Below are 20,842 nucleotides of genomic sequence, written 5' to 3' on the forward strand. Positions count from 1 at the left end.
CCGCGGTTCCACACACACCGCCGGGCGTGACCGGCGGCTTGGACCGATCCGAGGTTCCCCACACCGCCCGGCGTGACCGGCGGCCTGGACCCATCCGAGGTTCCACACACCGCCCGGCGTGACCGGCGGTCCGGGGCGATCCGCGGGTCAGCGCAACCACCGAGCTCAGCCCGGCGGCCGCGGCACGGGCGGGAGCGGACGGCAGGCCCGCGCCGTCCGGACGGGACGGTCCGAACGATGCGGGACGAGCTCACGCGTACCGGATCAAGGTGGTGTGAAGTTCCGGGAGGTCTCTCATCCATCCGCGGGGGAGGAGGCGCGGCGCGGGCGGACGGCGGACCCTTACCGCGATGAGGCGGAGAATCGGGCCGGCGCTGCTCGTGTCGCTGCTGGCGGCCGCCGCCCTGCTGGTGCCCGATCCGGCCGGCGGGTTCGGCACGGTCGACGGCGGCGGGCAGCACCGTGAGCACGAGCGCATCACGCGCGCCGCGCTGGCCTGCGCCGACGGGCGCCGTCCCGGCGACGGCTGCTTCGCGCCCGCGACCCTGAGCCAGCTCGCCGGTGAGGGCCGGGGCTTCGGCGCGGTGGGCGCCCCGGACCGCACCGAGGTGAACGTGCCCGCCGCCCACTGCGACGACGGCGACTTCCTGTCCGGCGGTTACCCGCGCACCCGCGACCAGGCCACCGCGGCCATCGCCGCCTGCGTCGAACATCTGCGCGGCCGGTTCCGGCAGGCGGTCCGCGGCGCGGCCGGCCTGCTCGGCCCACACGGCCGGATCCTCGAGGCCGAGGTACGCCTGGACGGCGGCTGCCTGTTGGTGGAGCACGGCGAACAGCGCGCCAAATGCACGGTTCTGGAGGAGTTCGGCCGTGCCCTGCACGGGGTGCAGGACTTCTACGCGCACAGTTCGTGGGCCGACGAGGCGGACCCGGCACGCCCGATCGGGCCCGCCAACCCGCCCGGCCTGAACCTGCCCGCCCCGAGCCCGGTCCTCGACCTGCGCGGCAGCGGTGCACCGAGCGTGCCGGCGGACCTGGCGACCGGATGCTTCGTGCTCCAGGACACCGTGCCGGGTGTGGGCGCGTGCGCCCAGCGGATCACCCACGCGGCCGTCAACAAGGACAACGGGCTGATCGACCCGGTCACCGGCTCCGTCTCGAGCCCGGGTACGCCGCGCGGCCAGGTGGGCCGCAACTTCGAGAAGGCGGTGACGGGCGCGATCGTGGAGTCCCGCCACCAGTGGCGGGAACTGCGTGACGCGCTGCGCGCCGAGTACGGCGGCCGGAAGGCCGGGGCCATGGCGTGCGCGCTGACGCACGACGATCCGCCGGCGGACTGCGGTGGTGGCGACGGCCGTACCACGATCGCCGCTCTCATCGGGTTCGCCCTGATCCTCGGGGTGATTCCGATGTCGTCAGGGCCGCGCCGGCCGTCGAGGTGATGCAGGTCTCGCCGCGGATCGGAGGTTCCGCGACCGCCGACCGCCGATCGGGTGTACCGGCCGGGACCAAGATCTGTCAGGATGTCCTCTCCAGAAACACACCTGCATAATTCGATCGCCTCGACAGGCAACGATCCGGGCTTTTTCTACGTCATCTAGATGTACGGCCACGGATGGCGCCGACCGGGACCCCTCGATTGTGAGAGCGATGATTCAGCGACGTAAGGTCATCATCGGCACCCTGGGTGTGGCCGCGGCGGCCACCGCAGCCGGGTGTTCCGCCCGCGGTGGTGACGACCACACCTGGGTCGAGCCGGTGGCCAACACCGCGGCGCCCACCGTGCCGGTCAAGGTCAATGTGACGCCCGCCACCGGGGCCACCGGCGTCTCCCCGGTGAAGCCGATCGTCGTCGCGGCCGAGGAGGGCACGCTCCAGTCGGTCACCGTCACCGCCGGCAAGGACACGGTCGCAGGCGCGATGCAGGCCGACGGCACCTGGCAGTCGACCGAGGATCTGGATTACGGCAAGACCTACAAGGTGGTCGCCACCGCCGCCGACAGCAAGGGCGTGACCAGCGAGCACACCTCCTCCTTCGCCACGGTGAAGCCGGAGAACCTCGCGAAGATCACCTTCCAGGCCAACGCCATGGCGGTGCTGAAGACCGGACAGACGTATGGCGCCGGCCAGCCGGTGATCGTCGCGTTCAGCCGTGCCGTCAACAAGGCGGCCGCCGAGAAGGCCATCGAGATCACCACCTCGCCGGCCGTCGAGGGCAAGTTCTACTGGCGCGACGACAAGACCGTGCACTGGCGCCCCGCGAAGTACTGGGCCGCCGGCACCAGGATCAAGGTCAAGGTCAACGCCTTCGGCGTCAAACTCGGCAAGACGACGTACGGGGCGAAGAACGCGTCCACCAACTTCGAGATCGGGCGGCAGTTGATCGCGATCAGCGACAACCGGACGCACATGACGAAGGTGTACATCAACGGCAAGCTGGTGCGCAGCATGAAGAGCAGCCTCGGCAAGGGCGGCGGCACCACCGGCGCCAACGGCGAGCGCATCAGCTACTGGACGGCCGGCGGCCCGCACGTCGTGCTCGGCAGGCTGCGCAAGCACACGATGAGCTCGGCGAGCTACGGCGTCAGCGACCCCAAGGACCCGAATTACTACGTGTCCGAGAACATCGAGTACTGCACCCGGATCACCTACTCCGGGGAGTACCTGCACGCCGCCCCGTGGAACGGCTCGCTGGGCCGGGCCAACCTGTCGCACGGCTGCATCAACCTGAGCGTCGCCGACGCCAAGTGGGTGTATGAGAACTTCCTGATCGGCGACATCGTCGACGTCCGGAACAGCCCCCGCGAGCTGCCCATCTGGAACGGGCTCGGCGACTGGACGGTCCCGTTCGACAAGTACGGCCGCGACACCGACTGACCCGCAGAGCCGTTTCGAGCCCCGCCGCATCCCCCCGCGGCGGGGCTCGAAACGTCGCGGGCCTCAGGCGGTGGCCGGCTCCGGGGTGGGCTTCGTGGCGGCCTTGCGGCGTGACAGCAGGGCCTCCACCGACCAGGGGCCCGCGCCGAGAGCGGCGATCGCCAGGAAGGACCAGGCGTACAGGGCCGAGTTGACGCCACCGTTCTCGATGGGCATCAGCCCGGTCTTCTGGTGGACGACGAAGTAGGCGTACGCCATCGAGCCGGACGCCAGGATCGCGGCGGGGCGGGTGAACAGTCCGGCGAGGACCAGGCCGCCGCAGACGAGCTGGATGATCGCGGCATACCAGCCGGGCCAGGAGCCGACCGGGACGGCTTCACCGGTGCCGCGGTTGCCGCCGAGCAGACCGAACAGGCCGGCGAGGCCGTGGCAGGCGAAGAGCAGGCCGACGACCATTCGGAAAAGCGACCATACCGGACCTGCAAGGCGATCGAATGTCACGGATTCTCCCCATTTGAGACGCGATAAGGTAAGGCTACCCTAAATAGGCCTCGCTCGATTGTCCAGCGCGACTTGCCGCGCGAGCGAGACGACCGGCTACGGGAGCTGAACGAGCGCGAGAGGGGCTGCCCCGGGTGCGACCGCGGGTGTGATCGCCCCTCTCGCGTCCAGGTCGTCAGGCGCGGGTGCAGGCGGTGCCGTTCAGGGTGAAGGAGGACGGAGCCGTGAACGTCCCGGCGTACGTCCCCTGGAAGCCGAACGACGTGCTGCCGCCGGCCGGGACGGCGCCGTTGTGGCTCACGTTGCGGGCCGTGATCGAGCCGGACGTGCCGCTCAGCGCGGCGTTCCACGAGCCGGTGACGGACTGCCCGGAGGGCAGCGCGAAGTGGAGAGCCCAGCCGTTGATAGCGCCGGCGCCGGTGTTGGCAACCGTGACGTCGGCGGTGAAGCCGGTGTTCCAGACGTTGGTGGTGTAGGTGACCCGGCAGGACGCCGTGCCGGTCGACGGGCTCGACGGTGTCGTCCCGCCGCCGTTGACCGCGGCCGAGAAGCTGTTGACGGCCAGTCCGGTGCCGCCGATCCACGGCTCGAATCCGGCCTGGATGCTGGTCAGATACCACGAGCCGGTGATCGCGCCGCGGTTCTTCACGTCGGTGATGAAGTCGAGGACGCTGAAGCTCCAGCTGGAGATCGCGGACGGCGCCACATAGGAGACGACGGCGTTGGAGCCGTTGCTGCCCTGCCACACCTCCCACGTCCGGCCGCCGATGGTGGCGCTGCCGACCCGGGAGCCGATCGGCTGGATGTTGCCCTGCCGGTTGAACCAGATCATGATCTCCTGCGCGTTGACGCCGTCGGTCCTCGGCGCCGGGTCGAGCCAGATGTCGTAGGACGCGTTGTACGTCGCCCCGGACACGAAGCCGTAGTTGATGCTGCTCGTCGCGCTGGAGATCGAGTCGACGCGGATCGGCAGGTTGGTGCCGGGCGAGCAGTTGGTGTAGTGGCAGCCGAAGTAGACGGCCGGGTACGACACCGGGGCGCCGCTGGTGTTGCCGACACCCTGCTGGCTGACGATGGAGAAGCCACTGCCGGTGACGTTGATGCACTGCTCGGCGCTGGTGCCCCAGCGGTTGTTCATGACGACGTAGCGGCCGCCGATGGTGGTCGAGCCGTACTGCTCGCAGATGCGGGTGTCGGCCTGGGCCGGCCCGGCGAGGGAGAGGGCGATGAGGCCGGCGGCGGCGAGGAGGCCGGCGGCGAGCAGGGCACGGAGGGAACGGGCCATGGAAAGCTCCTTAGGGGATTGTGGGAGCGCTCCCAGCCGACGCTACCGCAATCCGTCTCCCCGGTTCGTGCCAACGGGGTTCTTCCTCACAGGATCTTCACAACCGTCCTATTCGGATGTTTTGGCCGCGGCCGGTATCCGGCCGCCCGAACGGAAGGACAGCATGACCGATCCGACGAACCATCGTCGCCGTTCCCGCCTGCTGACCCTCGGCGCCGTCACCGGCGTCCTCGCGCTGACCGCCGCCGGAGTGGGGGTGGCACAGGCCTCGGCCACGCCGCCGGCCCTCTCCTTCGTCGCCGCCACCTCGGCGGTGACCGCCGAACGGTACGACTACGACGGCGACGTCTACCTCAGCTTCGATCTGGGCCTGCACATGATCGCCGGCAAGGACCCGTTCGAGATCTGGGCCAAACGCACCGGCTACGACAAGCCGATCACCGCCGAGCGGGTGGTCGTGCAGAACGGCAAGAAGAAGAAGGTGGCGCTGCCGGCCGGCACCGTCGAGAACTTCTTCGGCCTGAAGGACTTCACCACGATCACCATCACCGACGAGGCCGGGACCGAGGTCGCCGATTACACCACGGCGTTCTGCGGCAACGGCTGGAACTCGGCACGGACCCGGCCGGACGCCCCGGCGACCAACCCGTACCCGATGGGCTGCAACGGCTACAACCCGTTCACGCTCGGCGCCGTCTGGGGAATCCAGGCCGGCTGGAACGCGCCGGTGCCGGACCAGCCGGAGTACGTGCCGGGCAGACCGGCGTTCGACCTGGCGCCCGGGAAGTACACCGTGACCGCCGCGGTGAACCCGGCCTACCGCAAGATCTTCGGCATCCCGGACGCCTCGGCGACCGCGAACGTTGCCGTCACCGTGGTCGACGCGTCGGAGGACGGCGAGGCCGGGCTGGCGCGGGCCATGAAGGCCGACACCCGCGAGGAGCCGGCCGCCGTGCCGCCCGCCGAGGACGAGCACGCCCTGCACGCCGGTGAGGGTGACGCGAGCCGTCAGGTGTCGTCCTACCTGCCGGAGTTCCGCGCGCCGGCCAAGCGGCCCGCCACACTGAGGGCGGCGCCGTCCAGCGGCCCGAAGCCGGACCTCAAGTCGCTCCCGGCCTGGGGGATCGACCTCAGCGAGGAAGACGGCAAGTGGTACGTGAACTTCGGCGCCACGGTATGGAACGCGGGGACGTCGCCGCTGCTGGTGGACGGCTTCCGGCGTACCGGAACCGATCTGATGGACGCCTACCAGTACTTCTTCGACGCCAAGGGCAACCAGGTCGGGTCGAAGGAGGCGGGAACCATGGAGTGGGACCCGCGGGAGGGCCACAAGCACTGGCACTTCACCGACTTCGCCCAGTACAACCTGCTCTCGTCCGACCAGAGGCTGGCGGTGCGCAGCGGCAAGGAGGCGTTCTGCCTGGCCAACACGGACGCGGTCGACTACACCATCGCGGGGGCCGAGTGGCGGCCGGAGAACACCTCGCTGGAGACCTCGTGCGGGGCGGACACCGTGGTGGCGGTGCGTGAGGTGCTCGACGTCGGCAACGGGGACACGTACAGCCAGAGCCGTCCCGGGCAGTCGTTCGAGATCACCGATCTGCCGAACGGCACGTACTACATCCAGGTGCTCGCCAACCCGGAGAAGAAGCTCGCCGAGCTGAGCACCACGAACAACTCGGCGCTGCGCCAGATCGTCCTCGGCGGTACGCCGCAGGCGCGGACGCTGACCGTGCCGCCGGTGCACGGCATCGAGGGCTGACCGTGTTCGCCGCCGGCGCCCCTTCTGGGACGTCGGCGGCGAATATATCGATTGAACCTTATAAGTGCTGTTCAGTGCCGCTGGTATGACCCTACAGATATAGATGTTCTTCGCTTTGGTTTCCCCATACTGAGCCAACGCGCCGAACCCGGCGTGACCGTCAGGTTTCGGGGAGGAACACCAGTGAAGAGACCCATAGCGCTGGCCGGCGTCACCCTGCTGGCCGGCAGCGTCCTCGTGGTCACCGCCACGAGCGGCGCGGCGGCGCCCACGCCCCCCGTCACGCCGCCGTCCAGAGCGCAGGCGGTCGCCACCGCGGAGGAACACATCGACGCCCGCCCGGCCGACATCGAGGCCGCGCCCGGCGAGACCTACGCCGTCTACCGCACCACGGTGGACGACAACGGCGCCGCCCACGTCCGGTACACCCGCGAGTACCGGGGACTCCGGGTCTACGGCGGTGACTTCGTCGTGCACTCCAAGCCGGGCGGCGCCTACGACGGCACGTCCGTCGGCCTGCACGCCCCGCTCACCCTGAGCACCACCGCCAAGGTCAGCGCGGCCCGGGCGGAGAAGGCGGCCGAGGCCCGGTTCGAGGGCCGGATCACCGGCACGCAGAGCCCGGAGCTGTTCGTCGACGCGAGCACCGGCACCGGCAAGCTCGCCTGGGAGACCGTGGTCAGCGGCTGGGCGCCGGACGGGCAGACCCCGTCGAAGCTGCACGTCCTCACCGACGCCACGACCGGCGCGCACATCGGCGAGTTCGACGACATCGAGACGGTCGCCGGCACCGGCGCGAGCGTCTACTCCGGCAGCGTCACCGTCGACACCACCCTCTCCGGCTCCACCTACAGCATGATCGACCCGTCGCACGGCAACGGCCGCACCTGCGACATGAACAACGGCACCACCACCTGCACCACCTTCACCGACGCCGACAACGCCTGGGGCACCGGCGCCACCTCGAACCGGCAGTCCGCCGCGGTCGACGCCCACTACGGCGCCGCCAAGACCTTCGACTACTTCAAGAACGTGCACGGCCGCAACGGCATCTTCGGCAACGGCACCGGCGTCCCGTCCCGCGTCCACTACGGCAACGCCTACGTCAACGCGTTCTGGGACGGCTCCCAGATGACCTACGGCGACGGCTCCGGCAACTCGCGGCCCCTGGTCTCGCTGGACGTCGCCGGCCACGAGATGTCACACGGCGTGACCGAGAACGTGGTGTCCGGCGGCCTCACCTACTCCGGCGAGTCCGGCGGCCTCAACGAGGCCACCAGCGACATCTTCGGCGCCATGGTGGAGTTCTACGCCAACACCAGCGCCGACCCCGGCGACTACCAGGTCGGCGAGAAGATCAACATCAACGGCAACGGTACGCCGCTGCGGTACATGTACAACCCGACCCTGGACGGCTCGTCCCACGGCTGCTGGTCGACCAGCACGAACAGCGTGAACGTGCACTACTCGTCGGGCCCCGGCAACCACTTCTTCTTCAACCTGGCCGAGGGCACCGGCGCCACCGCGTACGGCACCTCCCCGGTGTGCGGATCGGCGGCCGCGGTGACCGGCATCGGCCGCGACAAGGCCGCCGCCATCTGGTACCGGGCGCTCGACGCCTACTTCACCTCCAACACCCGGTACGTCAACTCGTCCAACCCGGCCAACACCTCACGGGCGTACACCCTGCGCGCCGCCACCGACCTCTACGGCTCGTGCTCCACCGAGTACCGTGCCGTACAGGCCGCCTGGACCGCCGTGAACGTCGCCGGGAGCGACGCCACCTGCTCGACCGGCAACGACTTCTCGGTGACCGTCGCCCCCACCTCGGCCTCGGTCAACCCCGGCTCGTCCGCCACCGCCACCGTCCGCACCGCCGTCACCAGCGGCTCCGGGCAGACCGTGACATTCAGCGCGAGCGGCCTGCCGTCCGGCGCGACCGCCTCGTTCAGCCCGGCCTCGGTCACCGCGGGCGGCACCTCGACGGTCACCATCGCCACCACGACGGCCACCCCGGCCGGCACCTACACGGTCACCCTGAGCGGCGCCGGAACGTCGGCGACCCGGACGGCATCGTTCACCCTGACCGTCAACGGCGCGGGCGGAAGCTGCTCGGGCACCAACGCCACCGACGTGGCGATCCCGGACAACACCACCGTCAACTCGACCGTGGCCATCAGCGGATGCGCCCGCAACGCCTCGTCGACCAGCGCGGTCGAGGTCCACATCGTCCACACGTACGTCGGTGACCTGGTCGTGTCCCTGGTCGCGCCGGACGGCAGCGTCTACACCCTGCGCAACCGCACCGGGGGCAGCGCCGACAACATCGACACCACCTACACGGCGAACCTGTCCTCCGAGGCGGCCAACGGCACCTGGACGCTGCGGGTGCGCGACGCCGCCACCACCGACACCGGATACGTCAACAGCTGGACCCTGACACTCTGACAACCCCGGCGGCCATGATGAAGGCATGACCAGTCATCAGGACGCCGACCGTATCGTCAGCGCCGGCCGCGTGATCGCGGCCGGCGCCGACCGGATCTTCGAACTCATCGCCGACCCGGCGCGGCAACCGCGCTGGGACGGCAACGACAACCTCGCCGAGGCAGCCGCCGGCCAGCGGGTCCGGGCCGCCGGGCAGGTGTTCGTCATGACCACCACGAAAGGCAACGTCCGGGAGAATCACGTCGTCGAGTTCACCGAGGGCCGGCGCATCGCCTGGCGGCCCGCCGAACCCGGCCGGGAGGCGCCCGGCCACCTGTGGCGATGGGAGCTCGAACCGGTCGACGACGGCCACACCCGGGTCACCCACACCTACGACTGGACCGAGCTGACCGACGAGCAGCGACTCCCCAGGGCCCGGGCCACCACGAGCGAGCGGCTCCGGGCGTCGCTGGACCGCCTCGCCGCCCTCGCCGAGGACCGGCACTGATCGCTCGGCCTTCTCCCTCCACCCGGTGGCATGCTCCAGGGTCGCGGTGGGCGCGGCGCATCGGCGAGAATCGACGGATGCCACCTGCCCGGAACATCATGTCGTACCGGTCCAGCGGCTCGATCCTCTCGCTGGGCTCGGCCGGGTCGATCCTCTCGCTGGGCTCGGCCGGGTCGATCCTGTCGGTCGTTTCGGTGTGCTCGTTCGGCTCGGCCTTCTCCGTCGGCTCGTTCGGTTCGGTCCAGTCGATCGGCGCCTTCTGGTCCGCCGGCTCCCTCGTCGTGGCCGCCGGGATCCTGGCCGCGGGTTGCGCCGCCCTGCTCCTGCTCGACCGCCTGACCAGAGGGATGCCCGAGCGGTGAGCGTCATCGTCCGTACCTCGACCGCCCACGTGGTGCCCGGCCGGCTGGCCGAGTTCACCTCCTACATCCTGGACGCGGTAAGCCGTTTCCCCGACCGGAACCCCGGGCTGCTGAGCCATCAGGTCATCGTCGACGACGAAGCCGATGAGCTGGTCTACCTCTCGCGCTGGCGCGACGAACAGGCGCTCGCCGCCTTCGCCGGCCCCGGCTGGCGTGACTCCCCGGTGATGCTGCCGGGTGAGGAGATGTTCCTGCGTGTGCCGCTCAAGGTGCGGCACTACCGCGAGACGCCCATCCCGGCGCCTCCGCCCCACTCCGATCGGAGCGGCTCCTGAGCCACGCCTGCCGGCACCCGCTGACGTCAGGCGCCGAACCTCGGCATCGAGCCGACGGCACGCCGATACCATCGACAGTGGAGGATCTCGATAACGTTTGCCGGATGCGAATCCTGCACCTGTCGGACACCCATCTCACCCGATCTCCCGGCCTCGACGGTGACGGCGTCGACACCCGCGAATCGTTGCGCCGCATCCTGCACGACTGCGCCGAGCTTCCCGGTCTGGACGCGGTGGTGGTGACCGGAGACATCGCCGACGACGGGTCGCGCGAGGCCTACACCGACGCGCTCGGCCTGATCGGCGCATTCGCCAGGCAGCGCCACATCCCGGCCGTCTTCAGCACCGGCAACCACGACGAGCGGGCGGCGTTCACCGCAGTGCTCGGCACCGGCCACCTCGACGCCGAAGGACAGGACCGGCCGGACAGCCGGCTGGATACGGCCGACGGCGCCCGGGCGGCGGTGACCACTGTGGCCGGATACCGGATCGTCACGCTCGACTCCCTCGTGCCGGGCAAGGGATACGGACAGATCAGCACCGCGCAACTGGCATGGCTGCGCGACGTTCTCGCGGTGCCGGCACCGTACGGTACCGTCCTGGCCTTTCACCATCCGCCCGTGGTCGTGCCCGGCGTGACGGTTCAGGACGCGCTCGGGTTACGCAACGGGCCGGAACTGGCCGACGCGATCAGTGGCACGGACGTGCGGCTCGTACTCTGCGGGCACTTTCATCTGCAGGTCTTCGGGATGCTCGCGGGCGTGCCGGTCTGGGTGACACCGGGCGTCGTCACCCGCATCGATCTGACCGCCACCCCAGGGACGGAACGAGCGGTCAAGGGAGCCTCCGCGTCGCTGATCGACCTCGGGGGCCCGCACTCGCCGGTGTGCCACACACTGCACGCACGCGACCCGCACGCCGGCCGAACGGCCTACGAGATCGACGCCGTGGAACTCGGCTCAGTCATCGCCGAGTTGGGACCGCCGGCGTACAGCCGGCCGGCCGAGCCGATCGCCTCCACGCCTTGAGCAGGCCCGGAGTCCGGATCACAGGCTGAGCGGAGGGGCCCAGACGAGGCGGATGTCCGGCGCCTTCTCCTCGTTGCCGGATCCGTCGGTCGTCTCGGCCTCGGTGAAACCGTGCCGGGCGTAGAACCGCCGCGCCCCGGCGTTGGAGGCGAAGGTCCAAAGCCGCAGGCCGGCCGGGCGGCGGGTCTTGGCCAGATCGACCAACTGGGAGCCCAGGCCACGGCCGGTGACCGGCGGGTCGACGTAGAGCTGGTCGATCCAGTCGCCGTCCAGGACCAGCACGGCCAGCGGGCGGCCGTCGGAGTCCTCGGTCAGCCACACCTCCCGCTCGGGGACGACGACGGCGCCGACCCAGTCGCGGACCTCGGCGTCGGAGTGGACGGCCGGGGGTATCGCGCCGGCGGCGGCCCGGCGGGAGCGGATCAGAACGTCCGCGACCGCTGGGGCGTCGTCCGGTCCGGCCCGCCGCGAGGTGACACCATCCATGACGATCATGCTGGGTGCCCGGAGGTACGGCGGCAACCCGTTTTTGACTCTCCCCGCCCCGAAGGACGGGGTTTCCACCCTCACGGGTAGAGCTTTCTGCTTCAACGACCACAGCCGACCCGAGTTAACGGCGAGGGGCGTCCCCAGGGTCGCCCCATCGGTCTTACAAGATCTCGACAGACTTAACTTTCCACTGGTCCAGCGGTAGACCCAGCCTGGTTGGCGGGGCGCGAAGAAAGTAGCACAGATGTTCGCTTCCGCAACACGGGCCTCTGTTGACGCCGGATTCGCCTTGACGGCGAACCGGCGTTCCCTGCCCTGCTCCGCAGGGAATCCGTTTCCTCCCCGGCCTGAAGGCCGGGGCATCCACGGAGGTCTCCGGTGAACGCGAGCGGTCGAGACCGTGGGCCGGGCCGGGGTGACGGGTGAGCGGGACGGCATCCTTCGTGACGGGTCCGGCCGGGTGATGCCATCGTAGACTCGCTGCGTGAGCGAAGCCGCGGTCGCGCATGTGCGGGGACTGGCCCGGGGCGGGCCGATCGATCCGGCGTGGCGGGTGACGGTGCATTTCCACCCGGACCGGCTGGTGGGGGAGACGCCGATCCTGCGGGTGATGGCCGCCGACGGCCGGTACCGCTCGCAGTTCGAGACGGGCACCAGCAACGGACTGGTGAGCTGCCATCCCGGTGGGGACCGGTGGCGCTGGGAGAGTCGCCTCTTCGGCGGTGTCTATGACGGCGAGCCTCCGGCGGCGCGTCCCGTCTACGGCTCGCTGAACCACCGTCGCCGGGCGGCCGGTGGGTCGCCCCGGTTCGGGTCGGCGCATCTGCGGCTGACCGCGGCGAGCCTGGAGCGCACCACGTTCTGCTATCCGGACAGCGTGTTCGAACCGGTCGACGTGGGCACCGCCGACCGCTGCGCGCTGGCCGGGCCGGCGGACGCCGACGACAAGGACTGTCTGGACGACTACATCGAGGCCCACGTGCACGGTGGCGTCCACTTCGCCCGGGACGCCGAGGCGCTGGTGCTGGATCCCTGCTTCCGGGGTACCGAGGTGGAGGAGGACGCTCGCCTTCTCGGGGTGCCGGTGGAGTGGCATCACGGCTTCCGCGCCCGGATGACGGAGATCGCCGCGAACCCCGGCTATCGCGGCCCGGAGATCGTCGACGCCGCGAGGGCCGTCTCCCGGGACGGCGTGGTGGACGCCCGCCTCGTCGGCGAGGCGGTCCGGGACGGGCTGTTCGACGGGCAGACCCTCAAGCGGGTGTGGCACTGCACCGCCCGGTTCGGCCGGCCGGCCGCCGCCGATGTTCGGCTCGCTCCGGGGACGGTGGCCGCCGCCGATGTTCGGCCCGTTCCGGGGACGGTGGCCGCCGCCGATGTTCAGCCCGTTCCGGGGACGGTGGCCGCCGCCGATGTTCGGCCCGTTCCGAGGACGGCGGACGGCGTGGACACGAGGGACAATGACCGCAGCGGACGAGGAAGGTGACGTCATGGGAACCGGCGACAGGCAACGCGAGTTCGAGGCGATCGTGGCCGGTCTGACCGCGGACTACCCCTCCCTGGCCGGCCGCCGGCGCTGGTCACGTACGACACGGGTCATCGTGGCGGTGGCCGGGGGCCTGGTGTGGGGGCTGTTGTCCGTGGCGATGGTGGCGTGGGGCGCGGCCGGGGTGCTGCTGACCGTCGTGGTGGTCGCGCTCGCCGCCACGGCCGCGGCCGTCGACGCCCACCGCCGGCGGCGTTGACGCCGGAACGCAATCAGGTGAGCCGGCTGCCCGCCGGTGCCGGGACTCGCCCTCCGGGCCCCGATCGGCACGGGACCGTCGGGTGGTGCCTCTCAGGCGTTCGCCGTGCCGGGTGAGTCGCCGAAGTCGATGCGGAACACCGGGTAGCGGTCCGCGACGGCGGCGAACTCCTCGAGCGGGGCGTGCCGGTCCACCGGCATGTGCGGCCGGGCGCCCGGGACCTGCTGCAGGAAACACCGCAGCAGGGGCGCGCGATCGGCGACCGGGATCTCGACGAGGCGAACCGGGCGGGCCCGCCCGTGCCGGATGACGGCGTGGCCGTCGGCGGCACGGACGTTACGGACCCAGTTGCAGTCGCCGCCGAGCATCGGCGCCAGATACCACCGGCCCTGCCAGTTGGTCATGCCCAACGGGAAGCGGGTCAGCCGGCCGGTACGGCGGCCGGGGACCTCGAGGGTGACCCAGCGCCGGGGGCTGAGCCCGGCGCCGAAGACGGCCGCCCAGAATCCGGAGAAGCGGCGGGCTGTGGTGTTGCCTTTTCCGCCCGAGTACATGGCGCGCAGTTTGTCGTCGCGGATGCCCATGTCCCCATAGGACCACCGGCCGCGGTTCCCCGTCGAGTGCCATGGTGCCCGTGCCCCGCCTCAGCCGCGGTCCGCAGAACCGTCCGTGTTCGGCCTCAGCCGCGGTCCGCAGAACCGTCCGTGTTCGGCCTCAGCCGCAGGTCCGCAGAACCGTCCGTATTCGGCCTCAGCCGCAGGTCCGCAGAACCGTCCGTGTTCGGCCTCAGCCGCGGGTCCGCAGAACCTCGAGCAGGTCACGGGCCAGCGGAGTGGCCAGCAGGTCCTCCACCGGGGCGGGCAGGGCGATCCGCCAGTTCGGGTACTCGTCCACGGTGCCGGGCATGTTGGGGCGTTCGGCCACCGCGGCGGCGTCGTCCAGAGTGGCCAGGGCGATGCGGGAGGGGCAGGCCGCCAACCGGCGGTGCTGGGCGAGGATCGCGGTGCCGATCCGGGCGGGGTCGAGGGGCTCCGACGGGTCGAGGCCGGCCTGACGGCACAGCTCGTCGCGGGTGCGCTCGATGTCGGCGGTGTCGAAGGCTTTGCCGATGCGGGCCATGTCCCGCTGGTCGGCGCCGGTCAGCAGGCCGGCGATGGTGGCCTGGTCGTGCGTGCCGGCGGCGCCCACCGTGTTCTCCGGGTTGCCGGCGCAGCGGTTGCCCGTCTCGGTGCGGTAGCCGAGCATGCCGATGGCGGCCATCGTCTCGCGGATGCCCTCGGCGACGGTGCCGATGTCCTCGCCGATGATCCACGCGCCGGCCCGGCAGGCCTCGATCCGCAGTACGGCCAGAAGCGCGTCGACCGGGTACCGCACGTAGGCGCCGTCGGCGACGCGGCCGCCGACCGGAACCCAGAACAGCCGCCACAACTGCATGACGTGGTCGATGCGCAGCGCGCCGGCGTGCCGCAGCGCCGACCGGACCAGGGCGCGCAGCGGGGCGAAACCGGCCGCGGTGAGGGCGTGCGGGTCGAACGGCGGCAGTCCCCAGCTCTGCCCCTCGCGGTTCCACGGGTCGGCCGGGCAGCCCACTTCGAAGTCGAGGGCGAGCAGGTCCTGGTGCAGCCAGGCGTCGGCCGAGCCGAAGTCGAATCCGACGGCGGCGTCCAGGCAGACGGTCACCCCGCTGTGGCAGGCGACGGCGAGCTGCCGGTCGGCGACCCACTGGCACCAGATGTGGAAGCGCACCCGGTCGGCGTGCCGCGTGGCGAAGTCGGCGACCGCGGGGGAGCACGGGTGGGCGTACGGGCCGGGCCATGTCCGCCAGTCACCGCCGTGGGTCTCGGCGAGCACCGTCCAGGTGGCGAAGGAGCGCAGGTCGTCGCCGTGTTCGGCGGCCCAGTCGCGGAACTCGGCGGGTTCGTCGTCGCGGATCACCGTCCAGATCCGGGTCAGGGCCTCTTCCTTGAGCCGGCTCACGGCGTCGCGGTCGATGCGCCGGGACGTGTTGAGGGCCCGGCCGGCGGCGGCCAGGTCGGACAGGTCGGCGCGTTCGGCGCCGGGGGCGTCGCCGGGGGCGATGTGCAGCACGTTCAGCCATTGCCGGCTGGCCGGGCTGTACGGCGAGTTCGGCGCCGGCCGTACCGGTGCCATCGCGTGCACCGGGCTGACCAGCAGCATGCCGGCGCCGTGGGCCCCGGCCGTACGCGCGATGTAGGCCAGGTCGCGGAAGTCGCCGATGCCCCACGAGTCGCGGGTGCGGGCGGCGTACAGCTGGACCGCGAGCCCGGAGGTGCGCGGCGGCTGCGGCAGGTACTCCTCGGCGGCCAGCACCTGGTGCACCGTGCCGTCGTCGGTGGTCAGCATGTGGTAGCCGGCTCGATCGACGGCACCGGAGACCCGGACGGTCGTGCCGTCCTCGCGTCGCAGTGTCCCGAACAGCCGGGGGTGGTGCCGGCCGGGCGTGGCGACGATCGGCTCGGGCGCGAGCAGGCTGCTGCGTGCGAACCGGCCGGCGAGCGCGGCGCGGGTCGTGTCGGCCGGGGCCCGCTCGACACCGAAGGCATCGAAGTAGGACGGCACGACACCGAGGGCGGTGAGATCAACGGCGGGCGACGGTGCGGTCATGCGGTTCACGGTCGCGGCGCTCGGGTGTCGCCGGCCGCGCCGCCGGGGAGTGGTTCGGGTGCACGGGCCGGCGTGCCCCGGAAAGCCGCTCGCGGCGGCGCCACGCTGTCGAATACTGAGAGCGACAGTACGGTGGGCCCGAACCGGACACGTTCCACGGGGCTCCCAGTCAGGAGGCGATGATCGTGGACGCGAACCCGGGATCCGGCGAGCCGCGGGCGCCGGGCACACCCGACGTCGACGTGCTCGAGAACTGTGTGCGGGCGGCGATGCTGTCGCCGTCGCTGCACAACAGCCAGCCGTGGCTGTTCCGGGTCGGTGACGGCACGGTGGAGGTGTTCGCCGACCCGGCGCGGCGGCTCGGCGTGCTCGACCCGGTCGGCCGCGAGCTGATGATCAGCGTCGGTGCCGCGATCTGCACCCTGCGGCTCAGCCTGCACGCCGCCGGCTACCTGCCCCGTGCCGAGGTGTTTCCGGACGGCGACGGAGCCGACCTGGTGGCCAGGGTGACGTCGGCGGGCCCGGCGGCTGTTCCGCCGACGGTCGAGCACCTGGCCGCCGCCGTGCCGCGCCGGCACACCAACCGGTTCCCGTTCACCAGCGCCGAGGTGCCGGACGACGCGATCGAGGCGATGGTCGCGGCGGCCGCCGCGGAGAACGCCCGGCTGACCGTGGCGGATCCCACCCACCGGGACACGATCATCGCCCTGGCCCAGGAGGCCGACCGCCGGCAGCGCGCCGGCGGCGGCTACGAGAAGGAGCTGGCCCGCTGGACCACCGAGCGGGACCGGCGGTACGACGGTGTCCCGCCGGCGGCGACCGGTCCGTGGGACGCCATGGAGGTCATGCCGATCCGGGACTTCGGGCAGTTGCAGGCGCACCTGCCCCGCACGGCCCAGGCGTTCGAGCCGGATCCGACGATCATGGTGCTGGCCACCGACGGTGACGACCGGGCCGCCTGGATCGCCGCGGGCCAGGCCCTCCAGCGGGTGCTGCTCACGGCCACCGTCCTGGATCTGGCGACCACCCCGATCAGCCAGCCGGTCGAGGTCGCGCCGATCCGCGAGCAGCTCACCGACACCGGCGCCGGGGTCTGGGCCCAGATGGTGCTGCGTGTGGGGTACGGCCAGGCGGCCCCCGCCACGCCGCGACGGCTGCTGGCGGACGTCCTGCTGCCGGAGGCCCGGCGTACCTGACCGGAGGGTGCGGCGTGACGATCCACCCGAGGCCAACGAAATGCGTCGATTCCACGGGTCGCGGCCCACAGGGGGGCTCATTCTCGGAGGGTGAGTCAGGCCACCGGCCTCGGCGGGCGCGGGGACCTGCACCGACCGTTCCGTCGCCCTACCGAGGAGCCGATCATGAACACTACCGGGCAGGACGAGCCCTCCGACGTCTCGATCATGGTGGACGCGCTGGTCACCGCCGGGCTCAAGGCGCTCACCGACTATCAGCCCTTCGACCAGGGGCAGATCGACCGCATCGTGAAGAAGGCGTCGGTGGCGGCGCTCGGCCAGCACGCCACGCTGGCGCGGCTCGCCGTCGAGGAGACCGGGCGCGGGGTGTTCGAGGACAAGGCGGTCAAGAACATCTTCGCCTGTGAACACGTGACGCACAGCATGGCGAAGCTCCGTACCGTGGGCGTGATCAGCGAGGACGACATCAACGGCCTCGTCGAGATCGCCGACCCGGTCGGGGTGGTCGCCGGGATCACCCCGGTCACCAACCCGACCTCGACCGCGATCTTCAAGGCGCTGCTGGCGATCAAGACCCGCAATCCGATCGTCTTCGCGTTCCACCCGGCGGCCCAGCGGTGCAGCGTCGAAGCCGTGCGCATCGTCCGGGACGCCGCGGTGGCCGCGGGCGCGCCGGAGAGCTGCATCCAGTGGATCGACCGTCCCTCGGTGGAGGCCACCACCGCGCTGATGCACCATCCGGGCATCGCCACGATCCTGGCGACCGGCGGCAACAACATGGTGCGGGCGGCGTACTCGACCGGCAAACCGGCGCTGGGGGTCGGCGCCGGCAACGTGCCCGCCTGGATCGAGTCGTCCGCGAAACTGAAGCGGGCGGTCAACGACATCGTGCTGTCGAAGTCGTTCGACAACGGCATGATCTGCGCCTCCGAGCAGGCGGCCATCCTCGACGACGAGATCTACGACGCGGCGCTGAACGAGTTCCGGGCCCTGCACGCCTACCTCGCCTCGCCGGACGAGAAGCGGATGCTGGAGGAACTCATCTTCGGGGCCTCCGCGTACGGCTCCGCGTGCAGCGGCGCGAAACTCAACGCGGAGGTGGTCGGACAGTCGCCGGCGTGGATCGCGGAGCGGGCCGGGTTCAGCGTGCCGCCGAAGACGTCGATCATCCTGGCCGAGGTCCGTGAGGTCGGCCCGAACGAGCCGCTGACCAGGGAGAAGCTGTGCCCGGTGCTGGCCGTGCTGCGCGTCCGGTCCCGGGAGGAGGGGCTGCGGGCGGCGACCGGCATGGTGGAGTTCGACGGTCTCGGGCACAGCGCCGCCATCCACACCGAGGACCGCGAGCTGGCCGTGGAGTTCGGCAAGCAGGTCAAGGCGGTCCGGGTGATCTGGAACTCGCCCGCGTCGCAGGGCGGCATCGGTGACATGTACAACGCGTTCGTGCCGTCGCTGACGCTGGGCTGCGGCAGCTACGGCCGCAACTCGGTGTCGAACAACGTGTCGGCGATCAATCTGATCAACATCAAGCGGATCGGACGGCGTACCAACAACATGCAGTGGTTCAAGGTGCCGTCGAAGATCTATTTCGAGCCGTACGCGATCCGCTATCTCGCCGACATGCCCGACGTGCAGCGGGTCACCGTCGTCACGGACGCGACGATGACCCGGTTGGGGTTCGTCGACCGGATCACCCGGGTGCTGCAGCGCCGTCCCGACCAGGTGGCACTGCAGATCATCGACGACGTGGAGCCGGAACCGCGGATCACCACCGTCGACCGGGGCGCCGATCTGATGCGCCTGTTCCGGCCGGACACGATCATCGCGCTCGGCGGCGGCTCGGCGATGGACGCGGCGAAGGTGATGTGGCTCAAGTACGAGCATCCGGAGATCGACTTCGAGGACATGCGGGAGAAGTTCTTCGACATCCGCAAGCGGGCGTTCGCGTTCCCGACCCTGGGGGAGAAGGCCAAGCTGGTCTGCGTGCCGACCACCTCGGGAACCGGGGCGGAGGTGACACCGTTCGCGGTGATCACCGACCACCGGACCGGCAAGAAGTACCCGCTCGCCGACTACGCGCTCACCCCGACGGTCGCGATCGTGGACCCGGCGCTGACCGCGAGCATGCCCAAGGCCATCGCCGCCGACAGCGGCTTCGACGCCCTCACCCACGCCATCGAGGCGTACGTGTCGGTCTACGCCAACGACTTCACCGACGGTCTCGCCCTGCACGCCATCCGGTTGATCTTCGCGAACCTGGAGAAGTCGGTGGTGCACGGCGACCCGGACGCCCGGGAGCGGATGCACAACGCCGGAACCGTCGCCGGCATGGCGTTCGGCAGCGCGTTCCTCGGCATCGTGCACGCCATGTCGCACACGCTGGGCGCCACCTTCCACATCGCGCACGGGCGTACCAACGCCATCCTGCTGCCCCATGTGATCCGCTACAACGGCAGCGCCCCGTCGAAGCTGTCCGGCTGGCCCAAGTACGAGAGCTACCAGGCCCCGCAGCGGTTCACCGAGATCGCCGGCATGCTGGGGCTGCCCGCCGGCGACCCGGCCGAGGCGGTGGAGGCGCTGGCCGCCGCGGTGGAGCGGCTGCGCACGGCGGTCGGCATCGAGTCCTCGTTCGCCCGGGCCGGCGTCGCCGAGGCGGCGTTCCTGGCGTCGCTGCCGCAGCAGGCGCTCAACGCGTACGAGGACCAGTGCGCCCCGGCCAACCCGCGGATGCCGATGCTCGACGACATGCAGGAACTGATGCGGGCCGCCTACTACCAGGAGGACTGAGGTTCGGCGAAATCTCGGGACACTGCCTCAGGACGGTGCGGTTCCCGCCGAAGAACCGGGCGACCGCACCGTCTACCTGGGGGATCAAGATGACCGCAACCGTTACCGGCATGGACCCGTGGCGTGGCTTCACCGGCGGCGCCTGGCGTACCGGAGTCGACGTGCGCGACTTCATCCAGGCCAACTATCAGCCGTACACCGGTGACGCCGCGTTCCTGGCCGGGCCGACCGGGCGCACCACCGGCATCTGGGCGAAACTGTCGGCGATGTTCCCGGCCGAACGGGAACGCGGGATCCACGACGTCGACGCGGTCACCCCGTCCACCATCACCAGCCACAAGCCGGGCTACATCGACGAGGTCAACGAGCTGATCGTCGGGTTGCAGACCGACGCGCCGCTGCGCCGCGCGATCATCCCGAACGGCGGCTGGCGCATGGTCGAGGGCGGTCTCAAAGCGTACGGGTACACGCCCGACCCCCGGGTGGCGGAGATCTTCACCAAGTACCGCAAGACCCACAACGCCGGGGTGTTCGACGCCTACACCCCGGACATCCTGGCGGCCCGCAAGTCGCACATCATCACCGGCCTGCCCGACGCGTACGGCCGCGGCCGCATCATCGGCGACTACCGCCGGGTCGCCCTCTACGGCGTGGACCACCTGATCGCCGCGAAACGGGCCGACCTCGGCGCCTGTGCCACCGCGCCGATGACCGAGGAGACGGTGCGCCGCCGCGAGGAGCTGTCCGAGCAGGTCCGGGCCCTCGGCGAGCTCAAGGAGATGGCCGCGAGCTACGGCTACGACATCTCCAAGCCGGCCACCACCGGCCGCGAGGCCGTGCAGTGGCTGTACTTCGCCTACCTGGCCGCCACCAAGGAGCAGAACGGCGCGGCCATGTCGCTGGGCCGCACCTCCACCT

General features: G+C 70.9%; 18 protein-coding genes. 13 read left to right on the forward strand and 5 right to left on the reverse strand.

All coding sequences use genetic code 11. The features are described from left to right. Nucleotides 1-350 precede the first annotated feature (350 nt). A complete protein-coding gene (locus AB0I88_RS34100; protein ID WP_361034326.1) occupies nt 351-1,442 on the forward strand; it encodes a CinY protein in 1,092 nt (363 codons plus the stop codon). A 208-nt stretch (nt 1,443-1,650) separates the two neighbouring features. Beyond that, nucleotides 1,651-2,877 carry an Ig-like domain-containing protein gene (locus tag AB0I88_RS34105; RefSeq protein WP_361034329.1) on the forward strand — a complete coding sequence of 409 codons (1,227 nt, stop codon included), beginning with the start codon at nt 1,651-1,653 and terminating at the stop codon, nt 2,875-2,877. Between the two features lie 63 nt (nt 2,878-2,940). On the opposite strand, the gene AB0I88_RS34110 is transcribed toward AB0I88_RS34105, so the two are convergent. Then, nucleotides 2,941-3,378, reverse strand: coding sequence for a DoxX family protein (locus AB0I88_RS34110; RefSeq protein ID WP_361034331.1), 438 nt, complete (start codon nt 3,376-3,378; stop codon nt 2,941-2,943). 175 nt (nt 3,379-3,553) lie between these two features. After that, nucleotides 3,554-4,663 (reverse strand): cellulose binding domain-containing protein, encoded by a 1,110-nt coding sequence (locus tag AB0I88_RS34115; RefSeq protein WP_361034334.1) that lies wholly within the window; start codon nt 4,661-4,663, stop codon nt 3,554-3,556. Between the two features lie 163 nt (nt 4,664-4,826). On the opposite strand from AB0I88_RS34115, the gene AB0I88_RS34120 reads away from it, so the two are divergent. The 6 genes from AB0I88_RS34120 (at nt 4,827) to AB0I88_RS34145 (ending at nt 11,085) form a co-directional block, all read left to right on the forward strand. After that, nucleotides 4,827-6,425 carry a lysyl oxidase family protein gene (locus AB0I88_RS34120; protein WP_361034337.1) on the forward strand — a complete coding sequence of 533 codons (1,599 nt, stop codon included), beginning with the start codon at nt 4,827-4,829 and terminating at the stop codon, nt 6,423-6,425. Nucleotides 6,426-6,608: 183 nt separating this feature from the next. Further along, nucleotides 6,609-8,873: a M4 family metallopeptidase gene (locus tag AB0I88_RS34125; protein WP_361034340.1), complete on the forward strand. Its 2,265-nt coding sequence runs from the start codon at nt 6,609-6,611 to the stop codon at nt 8,871-8,873. Nucleotides 8,874-8,898: 25 nt separating this feature from the next. Further along, on the forward strand, nt 8,899-9,360 hold the full coding sequence (locus tag AB0I88_RS34130; protein WP_361034343.1) for an SRPBCC family protein: 462 nt from the start codon (nt 8,899-8,901) through the stop codon (nt 9,358-9,360). Nucleotides 9,361-9,437: 77 nt separating this feature from the next. Next, entirely contained in the window at nt 9,438-9,722 is a 285-nt protein-coding gene (locus AB0I88_RS34135) for a hypothetical protein (RefSeq protein WP_361034346.1), read from the forward strand. Beyond that, nucleotides 9,719-10,057: an antibiotic biosynthesis monooxygenase gene (locus AB0I88_RS34140; protein ID WP_361034349.1), complete on the forward strand. Its 339-nt coding sequence runs from the start codon at nt 9,719-9,721 to the stop codon at nt 10,055-10,057. Before AB0I88_RS34135 ends, AB0I88_RS34140 begins: the two co-directional genes overlap by 4 nt. Nucleotides 10,058-10,161: 104 nt before the next feature. Further along, nucleotides 10,162-11,085: a metallophosphoesterase gene (locus AB0I88_RS34145; protein WP_361034352.1), complete on the forward strand. Its 924-nt coding sequence runs from the start codon at nt 10,162-10,164 to the stop codon at nt 11,083-11,085. Nucleotides 11,086-11,103: 18 nt separating this feature from the next. Here the strand turns inward: AB0I88_RS34145 and AB0I88_RS34150 are convergent, their stop codons facing one another. Then, nucleotides 11,104-11,571 carry a GNAT family N-acetyltransferase gene (locus AB0I88_RS34150; protein WP_361034355.1) on the reverse strand — a complete coding sequence of 156 codons (468 nt, stop codon included), beginning with the start codon at nt 11,569-11,571 and terminating at the stop codon, nt 11,104-11,106. A gap of 487 nt (nt 11,572-12,058) precedes the next feature. Between AB0I88_RS34150 and AB0I88_RS34155 the strand changes: the two genes are divergently transcribed. Together AB0I88_RS34155 and AB0I88_RS34160 are read left to right on the forward strand one after the other, a co-directional pair. Continuing rightward, nucleotides 12,059-13,060, forward strand: a complete 1,002-nt coding sequence (locus AB0I88_RS34155) for a DUF3626 domain-containing protein (protein ID WP_361034358.1) — start codon at nt 12,059-12,061, stop codon at nt 13,058-13,060. 4 nt (nt 13,061-13,064) lie between these two features. Continuing rightward, nucleotides 13,065-13,319 carry a hypothetical protein gene (locus AB0I88_RS34160; protein WP_361034361.1) on the forward strand — a complete coding sequence of 85 codons (255 nt, stop codon included), beginning with the start codon at nt 13,065-13,067 and terminating at the stop codon, nt 13,317-13,319. Between the two features lie 92 nt (nt 13,320-13,411). On the opposite strand, the gene AB0I88_RS34165 is transcribed toward AB0I88_RS34160, so the two are convergent. Both AB0I88_RS34165 and malQ read right to left on the reverse strand, forming a co-directional pair. Then, nucleotides 13,412-13,903 (reverse strand): nitroreductase/quinone reductase family protein, encoded by a 492-nt coding sequence (locus AB0I88_RS34165; protein WP_361034364.1) that lies wholly within the window; start codon nt 13,901-13,903, stop codon nt 13,412-13,414. A gap of 202 nt (nt 13,904-14,105) precedes the next feature. Beyond that, nucleotides 14,106-15,944 carry a 4-alpha-glucanotransferase gene (malQ, locus tag AB0I88_RS34170; protein WP_361034367.1) on the reverse strand — a complete coding sequence of 613 codons (1,839 nt, stop codon included), beginning with the start codon at nt 15,942-15,944 and terminating at the stop codon, nt 14,106-14,108. 179 nt (nt 15,945-16,123) lie between these two features. Here malQ and AB0I88_RS34175 point away from each other — a divergent pair, with 179 nt between their 5' ends. The 3 genes from AB0I88_RS34175 to AB0I88_RS34185 all read left to right on the forward strand — a co-directional run. Next, on the forward strand, nt 16,124-17,140 hold the full coding sequence (locus AB0I88_RS34175) for a nitroreductase family protein (RefSeq protein WP_361034370.1): 1,017 nt from the start codon (nt 16,124-16,126) through the stop codon (nt 17,138-17,140). Between the two features lie 165 nt (nt 17,141-17,305). Further along, the gene (gene adhE, locus AB0I88_RS34180) at nt 17,306-19,924 is read left to right on the forward strand and encodes a bifunctional acetaldehyde-CoA/alcohol dehydrogenase (protein ID WP_361034373.1); all 2,619 of its coding nucleotides are present in this window, start codon (nt 17,306-17,308) and stop codon (nt 19,922-19,924) included. 110 nt (nt 19,925-20,034) lie between these two features. Beyond that, nucleotides 20,035-20,842: pyruvate formate lyase family protein (locus tag AB0I88_RS34185; RefSeq protein WP_361034377.1), on the forward strand; the 808-nt coding region annotated here is incomplete at its 3' end.

The organism is Actinoplanes sp. NPDC049802 (genome assembly GCF_040656595.1).
In the GTDB taxonomy this organism is placed as follows: Bacteria; Actinomycetota; Actinomycetes; order Mycobacteriales; family Micromonosporaceae; genus Actinoplanes.

Excerpts from the sequence above, each read along its gene's own strand:
- AB0I88_RS34100 (WP_361034326.1), top strand. The coding sequence starts at position 351 with ATGAGGCGGAGAATCGGGCCGGCGCTGCTCGTGTCGCTGCTGGCGGCC.
- AB0I88_RS34105 (WP_361034329.1), top strand. The coding sequence starts at position 1,651 with ATGATTCAGCGACGTAAGGTCATCATCGGCACCCTGGGTGTGGCCGCG.
- AB0I88_RS34115 (WP_361034334.1), bottom strand. The coding sequence starts at position 4,663 with ATGGCCCGTTCCCTCCGTGCCCTGCTCGCCGCCGGCCTCCTCGCCGCC.
- AB0I88_RS34120 (WP_361034337.1), top strand. The coding sequence starts at position 4,827 with ATGACCGATCCGACGAACCATCGTCGCCGTTCCCGCCTGCTGACCCTC.
- AB0I88_RS34130 (WP_361034343.1), top strand. The coding sequence starts at position 8,899 with ATGACCAGTCATCAGGACGCCGACCGTATCGTCAGCGCCGGCCGCGTG.
- AB0I88_RS34135 (WP_361034346.1), top strand. The coding sequence starts at position 9,438 with ATGCCACCTGCCCGGAACATCATGTCGTACCGGTCCAGCGGCTCGATC.
- AB0I88_RS34145 (WP_361034352.1), top strand. The coding sequence starts at position 10,162 with ATGCGAATCCTGCACCTGTCGGACACCCATCTCACCCGATCTCCCGGC.
- AB0I88_RS34150 (WP_361034355.1), bottom strand. The coding sequence starts at position 11,571 with ATGGATGGTGTCACCTCGCGGCGGGCCGGACCGGACGACGCCCCAGCG.
- AB0I88_RS34160 (WP_361034361.1), top strand. The coding sequence starts at position 13,065 with ATGGGAACCGGCGACAGGCAACGCGAGTTCGAGGCGATCGTGGCCGGT.
- AB0I88_RS34165 (WP_361034364.1), bottom strand. The coding sequence starts at position 13,903 with ATGGGCATCCGCGACGACAAACTGCGCGCCATGTACTCGGGCGGAAAA.
- malQ (WP_361034367.1), bottom strand. The coding sequence starts at position 15,944 with ATGACCGCACCGTCGCCCGCCGTTGATCTCACCGCCCTCGGTGTCGTG.
- AB0I88_RS34175 (WP_361034370.1), top strand. The coding sequence starts at position 16,124 with ATGATCGTGGACGCGAACCCGGGATCCGGCGAGCCGCGGGCGCCGGGC.
- adhE (WP_361034373.1), top strand. The coding sequence starts at position 17,306 with ATGAACACTACCGGGCAGGACGAGCCCTCCGACGTCTCGATCATGGTG.